Genomic DNA, 12,815 nt, shown 5'->3' on the forward strand with positions numbered 1-12,815 from the left:
CTTCAGATTTATATATACTGTTATGAACCGCATCGACCGCCTGTTTAGTATTCTTACTTTTTTACAATCAAAAAAATATGTGCCTGCTGAAAAGATTGCTGAAAAATTTAATCTCAGTATCCGAACCGTGTACCGCGATATCAAGGCACTGAATGAATCAGGCGTACCGGTGAGTTTTGAACAGGGCAGGGGCTATTTTATTGTGAATGGGTATTTTCTGCCCCCTGTTTCTTTTACGAGTGAAGAAGCCAATGCATTGTTACTGATGGAAGCGGTGGTCAATGGTTTTTCGGACCGGTCTATCCAGAAAAATTATTCGAGCGCATTGAATAAAGTGAAAAACGTACTACAGTCAACCCAGCAGGAAAAACTCGAAACACTGGCATCACGTATTCGTTTGCATGTACCGGAATGTATGACCTTACAGGTATCCTATCTCTCCGTGTTACAGGAAGCCATTACCGGAAGAACCATGATACAGATTGCCTACCTCAACAAAAACCTGGAACCCAGTGTGCGAAAAGTAGAACCTATCGGTTTAATATTCTATGCACTGGCCTGGCACCTGATAGCCTGGTGTCATAAACGCAATGGCTACCGCGATTTCAAAGTGGCCCGCATACAAAAACTCACCAATACCGATACCCCCTTTATTCATAGAAAGCATATTTCGCTGGATACGTATATGAAAGATATTCCGGTCGAATACTGAGAGAACAGAAGAATGTTGAATGTCGAATATTCAATATCGAAGTTCATTATTGGATATTCGACATTCAATATTTTTTCAAACCGGCTGCCATAGGGTTGTCAGTGCCTGTTGATTGTTTTGTGATATCAATTAAAACAATCAATTATGACAATCATTCAAGCCTTTCAGCAGGAGCTGGAAAATGAAGCAGTAGTAACCCGTAAAATGTTGGCCCTGGTACCCAGCGACAAATACCAGTGGAAACCCCATTCAAAAAGCATGACCCTGCAGCAGCTGGCCACCCACACTGCAGAATTACCCACCTGGATCGGAATGGTACTGAATACCGATGAACTCGATTTTGAGGCACATCCATACAGTCCGAAAATCATTGAAAACACGGCGGATCTCATTGCTTATTTCGATGCCAGTCTGAAAGAAGGACGCGAGGAGTTCAAAAATGCCGATCCATCAAACCTCTCTAAAAACTGGACACTCCGCAATGGCGAACAGATTTATACGGTGGAAACAAAGTATAGTTTTCTGCGTAGCACATTGAGCCAGATCATACACCACAGGGCACAATTAGGTGTTTACCTGCGCTTACTCGATATTCCGATACCGGGCAGTTATGGTCCGAGTGCGGATGAGCATATGTAGAACAAAAAATCCCCTGACATATTTTGTCGGGGGATTAATTTGCCGTAATCAAATCAACAATAACCAACTACAAATTAAATACAATGAGTTTACACACATCAATTAGAAACAGCGTTGATTATAATATTTGGGTCACTGAGCAACTGGTGAATTGGTTGAGCAATTACCCTGAAGAGTTATTACAAAAGGAATGTCCATCGAGTTTTAGCAGTATCGCAAAAACGCTGAAACATATCAGCGACACACAATTGTATTGGTCATCAATGATTCGTGAGACGCCGATACCAGGGTTTGATTATATGGCTCCAGACGTAGATGTTAAGATTGAAATGGCAAATTTGCTAAATGAAGCTAAAGTTTTGGCGACTTATGTAAAGGATAATAACGAAGCCATGAGTGAGCGTCGGTTGATAGAATCGGAATGGTTTTCATCAAATTTCCCCAAATATGAATACCTGCAACATTTGATTATTCATACAACCTATCATCGCGGTCAGATAGTAACGATTGGGCATCATACAGGTGTTTCAAAAGCACCTATGATGGACTATAATTTTTGGAATGTTATGAACCAGCAAAATAAGTAACAAGCTGCTGACGAGGGCAAAGTTAGTTTTGAAACGGTAGTTGTATAATCAGCGTTCTGGCAATTGCTTTTAACAATTCGTTTCTATCTTTCTCATTGTGCATATACATTTATAATGAGTATCTTACCTATATGCAAGTGGGCGCAAGCCTGATCTCTCACCTGCTTCGGTGAGGAAGATAATAGGGTGAATAATCCAATTTTGTAATCTATAAATGCAATTGCTTAAAACCATACGACTTGTCAGCGGTTTTTACCGAAACTTCTTATTGTTTTCAATAGTAATTACTGTTTGTTGTGCAAGCATCTTCTGGAACAATGGGTTGAGTAGTTTTATGACTATTTTCTGGTTTAAAATAATCACCCTCGGACTCATTTATTATTTCGTGAACAGTAATAATAACAAGCAGTATTATTATTATTTCAATCTGGGTATTTCTAAATTCGTGCTCTGGACTACAACAGTTGCTTTTGATTTAGCCTTGTTTTTATTCATTCTCCTGCTCATTCATAAAATCAGATGATACATACACTCGAAGCAGATGGTATTCAACTGGAGTTTGGTGGGAGAAAAATCTTGTCCAGTGTGTATTTAAAATGCGAAACCGGAAAGATAACCGGGCTTCTGGGTAGAAACGGACAAGGAAAAACCTGCCTGATGAATATTATTTACGGTAGTCTGGATGCTGAAAAGTCTGTTCGGTTTGATAATGTACCTCAAAAATTTGCTTTCAGACGACGCGATTTATTATTGTATCTCCCGCAATTCAATTTTATTCCTAAGGGTTTTTCTCTGAAAAGAGTATTCAGAGATTTTGAGTTGGATTATTCAGTATTCGAACAACTGTTCTCTGAATTTACTTCAAAATATACCACTGCCATTGGAAGTCTCTCAGGTGGTGAGCGAAGGTTAGTGGAGCTTTACATAATACTCAAAAGCAGGTCTCAGTTTGTTATGCTGGATGAACCTTTTACGCATTTGAATCCCATTCAGATTGAAAAGGCAAAGGAATTGATGTTGGAAGAGAAAAAACATAAGGGCTTACTTATTACGGATCATATGTATCAACATATTATTGACGTTTCTGACAACCTGTATGTTTTATCAAACGGAAAAACGCATCTAACAAAAAGTATAGACGAAGTTGAAAGGCTTGGGTATGCCGGATTTAATGCCTGATAGCACTGAGCGCAAGTAGGGATTGTTGTTGACTGAATTCAATATATTAATATTAACTTCCATTATGAATAACCATACTTTGTTTCCAAATGAAAAACTTTGATGTTCCTAACTGGCTAATAATAATAGGTGCAGTCGGACAAATGTTTACAGCTATTATTTATCCTTATATACGTCATGTTGTGTTTGACTGGTATAATGATATCAAAAAATTGAAACCTTTAAATCAGGAAATTGCTAAAACATACGGCCGGTATATTCAAGGATTGAATTTTTCTTTTGGTTTAATATCACTTCTGCTAACAGATGAATTAAAAAATCAAACAGGACTGGCAGTTGCAATTACTGGGTTGATTGCTGCTTATTGGACAGGTAAAATAATTACGCAGTTTGCCTATTACCCCATGTATCAAATACCTAAGAAAACGATATTCCGGATTGGTGAAATAGGGATGAATCTTTTGTTTATTACTTTTGCAATAGTTTTTTTACTCTTATTTATTACAAACTTGATTGGTTATTCAGTACATACTTAAGATATCAGTTTACTTATAATAATTGACACTAATAAATAGAAATCCCCCGACGAAATGCCGGGGGATCTTTTATTGAAACGGGTGAATGGATTAACCCGCCACCTGCTTACGAATAATATTCAACGCACCACCCGCTTTAAACCACTCAATCTGCTGTTGGTTATATGTGTGGTTTACAGTAATACGATCAGAAGAACCATCTGCATGGTGTAATACAACCGTTAATGGCTGACCCGGTGCAAAAGAGGTAAGACCTTCAATATCGATGGTATCGTCTTCCTGTATTTTTTCGTAATCGTTTTTATCTGCAAAAGTAAGTGCCAGCATACCCTGTTTTTTCAGGTTGGTTTCATGGATACGCGCAAATGATTTTACCAGAATGGCGCGAACACCTAAGTGACGTGGCTCCATGGCCGCATGCTCTCTTGATGAACCTTCACCATAGTTTTCATCACCCACTACAATTGAACCAATATTGGCTGCTTTATAAGCACGCTGTGTGGCTGGAACAGGACCGTATGCACCACTCAGCTGGTTTTTTACAAGGTCTGTTTTTTCATTAAAGAAATTCAGCGCACCAATCAGCATATTGTTACTGATATTATCGAGGTGTCCGCGGAACTTCAACCAGGGACCCGCCATTGAAATATGGTCAGTGGTACATTTGCCTTTTGCTTTGATGAGGAGTTTTAATCCTTTCAGATCAGTTCCTTCCCATGCTGCAAAAGGATCGAGTAACTGTAAACGTTTTGATGCAGGATCAACTGCTACCTGAATACCACTGCCGTCTGCGGCAGGTGCCTGATAGCCCGCATCTTCTACAGCAAAACCACGCTGTGGTAATTCCTGACCGGTAGGTTCATCCAGTTTTACCTGCTCACCTTTTTCATTGGTGAGTGTATCTGTAATAGGGTTGAAAGTAAGATCGCCTGCAATAGCTAATGCAGTCACCAGTTCTGGTGATGCCACAAATGCCATTGTATTTGGATTGCCATCGGCACGTTTGGCAAAGTTTCTGTTGAAAGAATGTACGATGGTATTGCGTTCTGCTTTTTCTGCACCCACACGATCCCACATACCAATACAGGGGCCACAGGCATTGGCAAATACAGTAGCACCTATTTCAGAAAAAATATCAAGGAAACCATCACGCTCAATCGTGTAACGAACCTGTTCGCTACCGGGTGTAATAGTGTATTGTGCTTTTGTTTTCAGTCCTTTTTCTTTTACCTGACGGGCCAGACTAACGGCACGGCTGATGTCTTCATAAGAACTGTTGGTACAGCTACCAATTAAACCCACTTCAACTTTGGTGGGCCATCCGTTGGCAGCGGCCATTTCTTTCATTTTAGAAATAGGAGTGGCCAGGTCTGGTGTGAATGGTCCATTCAGGTGTGGTTCCAGTTCGCTCAGGTTTATTTCAATTACCTGGTCAAAATATTTTTCAGGAGCAGCATATACTTCAGGATCGGCATTCAGCGAATCTTTTACTTTATCTGCCATAGCAGCTACTTCTTCACGGCCAGTGGCTTTGAGGTAACGGCTCATACTATCATCGTAACCAAAAGTAGAAGTGGTGGCCCCAATTTCGGCACCCATATTACAGATGGTTCCTTTACCGGTGCAACTCATGGCACTGGCACCTTCACCAAAATATTCCACGATGGCACCTGTTCCACCTTTTACGGTGAGTATGCCGGCTACTTTCAGGATAACGTCTTTAGGAGCTGTCCAGCCACTGAGTTTACCTGTGAGTTTTACACCAATCAGTTTGGGCCATTTCAGTTCCCAGGGTAAACCCGCCATCACATCACAGGCATCGGCACCACCAACACCAATGGCAATCATACCGAGTCCACCGGCATTCACCGTATGCGAATCGGTACCAATCATCATTCCACCAGGGAATGCATAGTTTTCCAGTACCACCTGGTGAATAATACCTGCACCTGGTTTCCAGAAACCGATACCATATTTATTGGATACAGATGCGAGGAAGTCGTACACTTCTTTGCTTTCTGCATTGGCCACTTCAAGGTCTTTTTTAGCTTCCAGTTTGGCAGTAATGAGGTGATCGCAGTGTACAGTGGAAGGAACGGCTACTTTTGGTCTGCCGGCCTGCATAAACTGCAAAAGGGCCATTTGGGCCGTTGCGTCCTGCATGGCTACACGGTCGGGGGCAAAATCAACATAAGATTTACCTCTTTCAAAATTACTCAGTTGTTGATCCTTGTGCAGGTGTGCAAAAAGAATCTTCTCCGACAGGGTAAGCGGGCGTCCCAGCGCCTTACGTGCAGCATCAACCTTAGCAGGCATCTCAGCGTACACTTTCTTGATCATTTCAATGTCAAATGCCATGGAATATTAATTTTAGATGTATGATTAGGGATGTCTGATGTCTGATGGCAGATCTCAGATCTCAGATGGCGGATTGAAGGCCTGAAACAGGGGTTCAATCAATGTTTTGCCTCTGATGGGTGCGAATTTACGAAAAAAGGAGATAGCTTATGGTCCATGGTCGATGGTCCATAGTTAGGAAATTTTTTACCATTGACTATGGTCTATCAACCATAGACTACTTTCTTTTCACCAAAATTCTCTAATTTGCTGTTCAAAGCCCCTTTAATTAACCGTTGATTATGCAAAAAATCAGAGAATTTCTTGAGCTGAGGGCATTTGGTGTTTGTACCGCTATTGGCGAAAAGCTGGGTATCGCCAGTTCAAGGATCAGGATGTGGTTTATCTACATTTCTTTTCTCACCATGGGGTCGCCCGTTATCATCTACATGATCCTTGCTTTCTGGATCAATATCAAAAATTATATACTGGCAGGCAGGAGAAATCCGTTGAGGAACTGGTGAAAAACAGAGGAATATCGAACAGAGGAACAGAGAAATTTCCAATGTTAGTGAAGCTGTAATTCCTTAGTTCTTCTGCTTCTCTGTTCGATATTCCTCAGTTCTACTGTTTAACTGCTCCTCTAAGTTTCACCAACTGCTCCAACAACGGTTTCAGTAAATCAAGTCTTAGCATGTTTGCGCCATCGCTTTTGGCTACGGCGGGGTTGGGATGGGTTTCAATAAAAAGTCCATCGGCACCGGTAGCAATAGCTGCTTTGGCAATGGTACCAATGAGCTGGGGGTTACCGCCCGTTACACCACTGGTCTGGTTGGGTTGCTGAAGCGAATGAGTACAGTCCATAATTACCGGACAGCCATGTTCCTGCATCCAGGGAATATTTCGGTAATCGACTACCAGGTCCTGGTAACCAAATGTGGTACCACGTTCGGTGAGCATAACCTGGTTATTACCTGCCTGTTTAATTTTATCTACTGCAAATTTCATGGAGGGGCCACTGAGGAACTGTCCTTTTTTAACGTTTACCACTTTTCCGGTATCGGCAGCAGCCAGCAGCAGATCGGTCTGGCGGCAGAGAAAGGCAGGTATCTGTAAAATATCAATAAAAGGAGCAGCCATAGCAGCTTCATCATGTGCATGAATATCTGATGTAGTAGGCAGTTTATAGGTATCGCCTACTTTTTTGATGAGTGATAAACCATTGTCGTCACCAATACCTGTAAAGGATGATGCACTGGTACGATTGGCTTTTCTGTAACTGGCTTTAAATACATAGGGGATACCAAGATCGGCGCAAATTTTCGATACCGTATCACCCACTTCCATTACCAGTTCTTCACTCTCTACTACACATGGACCTGCAATCAGAAAAAAATTATTGGAATCGTATTGTTGATGTTTAAATAAATCTGCTAAATAAGCTGGGATCATGGAACTTGTTTAGGGGTAAAATTACGGAATTGTGGATGAGAAAGCAGGAAAGTGAGTAGTGAGTAGTCTGTAGTGAGTAAAAACAGCCTACTTACTCACCATTGACTACTCACTATTCACTTTTTCCTTTTCTTTGCTTCTCTAAAACAAGATTGCATGTCGCAGCAAAAAGAAAAAATACTGGTAATTGGTGCGTCGGGTCAGATTGGTGTTGAACTGACGATGGCGCTGAGAAAATTATATGGGAATAATAATGTGATCGCATCCGATTTACGGGAACAGAATCCTTTACTGGAAGGAACAGGTCCTTATGTAAGTCTGGATGTAATGAATAAGGAAATGTTGCATGTACAGGTAATTCGCCAGAATATTACACAGATTTATCTCCTTGCTGCTATTCTTTCTGCCACGGGTGAAAAAAATCCAAACCTGGCCTGGCACCTCAATATGCAGGGTTTATTAAACGTACTCGATATTGCGCGGGAAGAAAAACTTACCAAAGTTTACTGGCCCAGCAGTATTGCAGTGTTTGGTCCTACATCTCCCAAACAAAACTGTCCGCAGCAAACTATTATTGAACCCACTACTGTGTATGGTATCAGTAAATATGCCGGGGAGTTCTGGTGTAATTATTATTTTCAGCGTTATGGAGTGGATGTGCGCAGTTTGCGTTATCCGGGATTGATCAGTTATAAATCGGCGCCGGGTGGTGGTACAACAGATTATGCAGTAGAAATTTACCATGATGCATTGGAACATGGTAAGTATAAATGTTTTTTACAGGAAGACACGTATTTACCGATGATGTATATGCCCGATGCCATTCGTGCAACGATGGAGCTGATGGAAGCACCGGCAGATAAAATTGCTGTGAGAACTTCTTACAATGTATCGGGTATGAGTTTCTCACCCAAAGAAATAGGAGCAGAAATTACCAAACATATATCCGGTTTTTCGATGAGTTATGCGCCCGATTACCGTCAGCAGATAGCCAATAGCTGGCCACAAAGTATTGATGACAGTGTGGCTACGCACGACTGGGGCTGGAAACCGGAATATGACCTGTCGAAAATGACAAAAGATATGCTGGAGAACCTGAAAAAATAAGGTATGAAAGCAACGTTTTTCATCCCTATGGTATCATATATTACGATTTGACACTGGAATCATTCCTTCATTCAATCAAATCTTTACCGGGGGGTAAACTAAAAGAGCCGCAATAATTTATTGCGGCTCTTCTTTTACAACAGGTTTTGTTAGAACCTGAATCCAATATTGATACCAGCTCCACGAATACCGGCCCATGGGCCGTCTGACTGTATACTGGCACCGGTAGCAGTTACCACTGCATTTTTAAATTTAAACGGACTGGCATCGATGCCATCCAGTTCTGCTTTTAAAGCGTCTCTTTCCTGTTGTGTAGCAAAAGATTTTACCACACTCAGGTCGCCTTTACTGCTTCCATAATGCCCGCCAATGATCCAGATATCTAAAACAAGCACTTTGAAGATTCTATGTTGTGTACCAAACATGATACCACCACTGGTAGATTTTATTTTTCCGGCAATAGGAGCTTCTTCTGTTACATTACCCGAACCATTATTATAGGTGTACTTGATTGGGGCTGTAATATCGAAAGAAGCAAAACGTAAATAGGGGGCTACATAAAATCCGCGCAGGTTGCCTTTGCCAAGGTAAAAACGTATTTCAGGCGTGAAAGCGGTGTTACCCATCTCAAACTTGTTGAAATTAAAATCTGATCCTTCAACAATGTTCTCAAAAGTACTTTTGAAGGGCAGACTGCCTTTGGGCATTGTTCTGAAACCCAGGGAAGCTGAAATGCGACCAGTGAGTTTTCTTTCATAAGTTAAATGGAAGTTCTTGGCTACAAGTGAACTTACATTGAGCTTAACGATATTTTTCCCGCTTAATACAGGAACCTGTGCCTCCGTTACAAACGGAATACAGATAAGGAGGATGAGCCATTTTTTCATACTGTTAGTTTTAGTGGTTACAGGATAGCCAGATCGGCTACCGTTTTATTTTCAAGTACTTTTAATGTATTATCTCTCACTTCAATCATGACTTTATTCAAACCGCATTTTTTTTCATTGCAGTCATGGCATTTTTCATAGAAGTTAAGACTTACGCAAGGCAGCAGTGCAATAGGACCTTCAATCAGCCGCATCACTTTTGCCAAGGGGATTTTATGGGGCTCAACATTGAAGAAATAGCCGCCACCTTTTCCTTTTTTACTCTCCAATAAACCGGCTTTTTTTAATTCAAGCAGGATATTTTCCAGAAACTTCAGTGGTATCTTTTTCTTGCTCGCAATTTCAGCTATCAATACCGGGCCCTCTTTTTTGCGTTCAGCCATAAAGGTAAGGGCTTTAAACGCATATTGTGTTTTTTTTGATAGCATAAGGAGTTGATTGAGGGGATGATTATTAATGGTGCAACTTTATATCATTGACCAAAAATGTTTTTCTTTACAAAGAAATCAATCTCATGCGAAAAGTATCAAAACTTTCTTTATTTATCATCATCGCAACAATTTTTTGTTCGGCAGCGCAGGCTCAAATACTTAAAAGACCCCGTGCACTCGTGTTTGGCAACCTGGCTTATGCTTCACCTGCAGGTAGCGGGTTAGACCAAAACTACCGTGCCGGTGTTGCCGGTGAATTTGGAGGCGGACTTGGTTTGGGTAAAACCATCTTTACCGGCAGTGTTGGTTATCAGTTATTCAGCAGCAGACCGGGTGTTACTGCGGGTAACCTGCGTATTGTTCCGGTTAAAGTAGGGGTAAGACGTTATTTGTTGGGAAGTATTTTTTTGCAGGCACATGGTGGTATTGCCACACAGAGTTATGCCTACAGCGGTACGAAAGGATCTTCTTTTATATATGAGCTGGGTGGCGGATTGAAACTGCTTAAAATGCTCGAAATACAACTTACTACCAATAGCTGGAAACAACCTGCTTCCTTCAACAGGTCGAATGCCTGGTTTTTGAAAGCGGGCTGGTCGCTGCGATTATAAACCCAGCACTTCTTTCATTCCCAGTACACCTTTGTGGTTTACTGCATATTCGGCAGCAAGAACGGCACCACCGGCAAACCCTTTTCTGTTATGTGCCGTATGAATGATCTCGATATCATCAATTGGTGAACTGTATTTTATTTTATGCGTACCGGGTGCCGGATCAATCCTTTCTGAAATAATGGAAAGCTCATCTGTTTTTGTTGATGGTTTGTTTACCCAATGAGTTTTGGTAGTAACAGCCGCCATAATCTGTTCTGCCAAAGTAATTGCGGTACCACTTGGGGCATCTTTTTTCTGTGTATGATGAATCTCTTCCATCGATACATCATAATCCGGATGCTTACTCATGAGCTTTGCGAGCTGTGTATTGATTTCAAAGAAAAGATTCACGCCAATACTATAATTGCTCGCATACACCAGGGTTCCGTTTTTCTGTTCGCATAATTGTCTGGCAGTTTCAAATTTATCTAACCAGCCTGTTGAACCACATACAACAGGTATGCCCAGTTCAAGACATTTCATAACATTATCAAATGCACTGTGCGGACTGGTAAATTCTATGGCCACATCTGCTTTGGCTGCATTCTGGGCATTGAGCTCCTGTGCATTGTCGAGGTCTATTTTTAATATAATGGTATGGCCTTTTGCTACTGCAATTTCTTCAATGGCTTTTCCCATTTTACCATAGCCTACTAAAATAATATTCATTGACTGCGTATTTGTATTGTGTTATCGGATATTAACAGGTTTCTTGTTAGGTGGCTTGATATTCATTACCAGTCCAAACCCCGGTGATCTGGTTACGGGATTAAAAGTGGGTGTTACCTGCATACTCAGGTCATTGCTTACATCGAAATGTTTGAGGTGAGCAAAAACGGTGGCATCTGCAATCTGTAATCCATAAGCAATCACAAACCATAAAATAGAATAATCACGGTCTCTTCTGAATGCGTTACGGTAACTCTGAACCGATGAAATGCTGAGTCCTTGTAACTGTGGGTCTATCAGTCGGTAATCTGTACTATCCGGTATAGTTGCCTGTGCTTTAAACAAAGCCTCATAAGCGAACTTGGTTTTTTTGTACATACTATTGTTGTAAAAAAAAGTTACGGTGGGTATGGCCAGTATACCATATACAACGGGTATTTTCCAGTATTGCTTATTGTATGCCTGTCCCCAACCGGGCAATAAAGCACGACGTGTAGCTATTTTTGGGATATGGGGTTTGCTTACTTTTTTAAGTGTTGCAGTAACACTGTCTTTTTTTACAGTGGTATCTTGCTGACTGAACATACTGGTTTTGGCCAACTGATCTTTATCAGATTGCGCCTGCAATGTGGAGATGCCATTGCATAAGATCAGACATAGTATGAGGAACCGGAATACACGCATGTAGTTATTAACTCACCGTTACATTCATGGCATCAAGTATTTTATTCAGTTCTTCCAGTGAAAAATACTCGATGGTGATGCTGCCATAGCCTTTTTTGTTATGAACCATTTTCACTTTGGTAGCGAAATGTGATGCTAAATTATCTTCAATTTTCTTGTAAGCAGGGGGCAGATCGGCTTTTGCAGAAGATTTAACAGTACCTGTTTTATCGGCCTGGTACAATTTACGCACCAGTTCTTCTGTCTGGCGAACACTGAGTCCACGCTGCTGAATTTCTTTGTAAACGTATAATTGTTTGTCAACCGTGTCAATATTAATCAGGGCGCGGGCATGACCCATACTCAGGTTACCGCTTCTTACTGCGAGTTGAATATCGGGTGGTAATTTCAGTAAACGGATATAATTGGTTACTGTACTTCTTTCCTTACCCATTCTTTCTGCAACCTGTTCCTGGGTATAATCCAGTTCATCCATCATACGTTTATAACTGAGTGCAATTTCAACAGCATTCAGGTTTTCACGTTGTAAATTTTCCAGTAAAGCAAGTTCGAGTAACTGCTGGTCATTGGCCTGTCGTATATAAACAGGCACATCTTTGAGTCCGGCCAGTTTAGCTGCACGAAAACGACGTTCCCCTGCAATCAGCTGGTATTTATTACCCGCCAGTTTTGAAACGGTTAGCGGTTGAATGATATCATGCAGTTTTAATGATTCAGCGAGTTCGTTCAAAGCCTGTTCATCAAAATCGCGGCGTGGTTGTTTGGGGTTGATCTGAATATCAGATAAAGAAATCCGGCTGATATGTGTCACCTGCTCCACCACATCGGTTTTTAAAGTGCCGGCAGTGGTTTTTAAATCAGCATCAATATTCTGCAATAAAGAGCGGAGCCCTTTACCTATGAGTTCTTTATTTTGTTTTGGATTGGTCATGGTTGTTTTTT

16 protein-coding genes are annotated in these 12,815 nt (G+C 41.1%); 9 read left to right on the plus strand and 7 right to left on the minus strand.

The window, feature by feature from the left end; all coding sequences use genetic code 11:
• The first annotated feature begins 22 nt into the window (after positions 1–22).
• The 6 genes from KXJ59_RS07915 to KXJ59_RS07940 all read left to right on the plus strand — a co-directional run bounded on the left by KXJ59_RS07915 (position 23) and on the right by KXJ59_RS07940 (position 3,653).
• Positions 23–712, plus strand: coding sequence for a YafY family protein (locus KXJ59_RS07915; RefSeq protein WP_363265845.1), 690 nt, complete (start codon positions 23–25; stop codon positions 710–712).
• Positions 713–856: 144 nt separating this feature from the next.
• On the plus strand, positions 857–1,351 hold the full coding sequence (locus KXJ59_RS07920) for a DinB family protein (RefSeq protein WP_295202912.1): 495 nt from the start codon (positions 857–859) through the stop codon (positions 1,349–1,351).
• 83 nt (positions 1,352–1,434) lie between these two features.
• Positions 1,435–1,938: a DinB family protein gene (locus KXJ59_RS07925; protein ID WP_295202915.1), complete on the plus strand. Its 504-nt coding sequence runs from the start codon at positions 1,435–1,437 to the stop codon at positions 1,936–1,938.
• Between the two features lie 214 nt (positions 1,939–2,152).
• A complete protein-coding gene (locus KXJ59_RS07930) occupies positions 2,153–2,461 on the plus strand; it encodes a hypothetical protein (RefSeq protein ID WP_295202917.1) in 309 nt (102 codons plus the stop codon).
• Positions 2,458–3,117: an ATP-binding cassette domain-containing protein gene (locus KXJ59_RS07935; RefSeq protein WP_295202919.1), complete on the plus strand. Its 660-nt coding sequence runs from the start codon at positions 2,458–2,460 to the stop codon at positions 3,115–3,117. The genes KXJ59_RS07930 and KXJ59_RS07935 overlap by 4 nt, the downstream gene beginning before the upstream one ends.
• An 89-nt stretch (positions 3,118–3,206) precedes the next feature.
• Entirely contained in the window at positions 3,207–3,653 is a 447-nt protein-coding gene (locus KXJ59_RS07940; RefSeq protein WP_295202922.1) for a hypothetical protein, read from the plus strand.
• A gap of 90 nt (positions 3,654–3,743) precedes the next feature.
• Here the strand turns inward: KXJ59_RS07940 and KXJ59_RS07945 are convergent, their stop codons facing one another.
• Complete coding sequence (locus KXJ59_RS07945) at positions 3,744–6,011, minus strand: aconitate hydratase (RefSeq protein WP_295202925.1); 2,268 nt, start codon at positions 6,009–6,011, stop codon at positions 3,744–3,746.
• Positions 6,012–6,292: 281 nt separating this feature from the next.
• Between KXJ59_RS07945 and KXJ59_RS07950 the strand changes: the two genes are divergently transcribed.
• Positions 6,293–6,514 (plus strand): PspC domain-containing protein, encoded by a 222-nt coding sequence (locus KXJ59_RS07950; protein WP_133474984.1) that lies wholly within the window; start codon positions 6,293–6,295, stop codon positions 6,512–6,514.
• Positions 6,515–6,614: 100 nt separating this feature from the next.
• Here KXJ59_RS07950 and kdsA read toward each other — a convergent pair whose 3' ends face one another.
• Entirely contained in the window at positions 6,615–7,442 is an 828-nt protein-coding gene (gene kdsA / locus KXJ59_RS07955; RefSeq protein ID WP_295202928.1) for a 3-deoxy-8-phosphooctulonate synthase, read from the minus strand.
• Positions 7,443–7,598: 156 nt separating this feature from the next.
• Between kdsA and KXJ59_RS07960 the strand changes: the two genes are divergently transcribed.
• Entirely contained in the window at positions 7,599–8,549 is a 951-nt protein-coding gene (locus KXJ59_RS07960; RefSeq protein WP_295202931.1) for an NAD-dependent epimerase/dehydratase family protein, read from the plus strand.
• A gap of 149 nt (positions 8,550–8,698) precedes the next feature.
• Here KXJ59_RS07960 and KXJ59_RS07965 read toward each other — a convergent pair whose 3' ends face one another.
• A complete protein-coding gene (locus tag KXJ59_RS07965; protein WP_295202933.1) occupies positions 8,699–9,436 on the minus strand; it encodes a DUF3575 domain-containing protein in 738 nt (245 codons plus the stop codon).
• A 17-nt stretch (positions 9,437–9,453) separates the two neighbouring features.
• Positions 9,454–9,864 (minus strand): Rrf2 family transcriptional regulator, encoded by a 411-nt coding sequence (locus KXJ59_RS07970; RefSeq protein ID WP_295202935.1) that lies wholly within the window; start codon positions 9,862–9,864, stop codon positions 9,454–9,456.
• 86 nt (positions 9,865–9,950) lie between these two features.
• Between KXJ59_RS07970 and KXJ59_RS07975 the strand changes: the two genes are divergently transcribed.
• Complete coding sequence (locus KXJ59_RS07975; RefSeq protein WP_295202938.1) at positions 9,951–10,478, plus strand: hypothetical protein; 528 nt, start codon at positions 9,951–9,953, stop codon at positions 10,476–10,478.
• On the opposite strand, the gene dapB is transcribed toward KXJ59_RS07975, so the two are convergent.
• The 3 genes from dapB to KXJ59_RS07990 are packed head-to-tail and all read right to left on the minus strand — an operon-like array spanning position 10,473 to position 12,804.
• Positions 10,473–11,189, minus strand: coding sequence for a 4-hydroxy-tetrahydrodipicolinate reductase (gene dapB, locus KXJ59_RS07980; RefSeq protein WP_295202940.1), 717 nt, complete (start codon positions 11,187–11,189; stop codon positions 10,473–10,475). The genes KXJ59_RS07975 and dapB overlap by 6 nt on opposite strands.
• Before the next feature lie 21 nt (positions 11,190–11,210).
• A complete protein-coding gene (locus KXJ59_RS07985; protein WP_295202943.1) occupies positions 11,211–11,873 on the minus strand; it encodes a DUF5683 domain-containing protein in 663 nt (220 codons plus the stop codon).
• Positions 11,874–11,880: 7 nt separating this feature from the next.
• Positions 11,881–12,804 carry a ParB/RepB/Spo0J family partition protein gene (locus KXJ59_RS07990; protein ID WP_295202946.1) on the minus strand — a complete coding sequence of 308 codons (924 nt, stop codon included), beginning with the start codon at positions 12,802–12,804 and terminating at the stop codon, positions 11,881–11,883.
• Between the last annotated feature and the right edge of the window lie 11 nt (positions 12,805–12,815).

Origin of the sequence: Sediminibacterium sp. (assembly GCF_019264485.1) — a bacterium.
GTDB lineage: Bacteria > Bacteroidota > Bacteroidia > Chitinophagales > Chitinophagaceae > Sediminibacterium.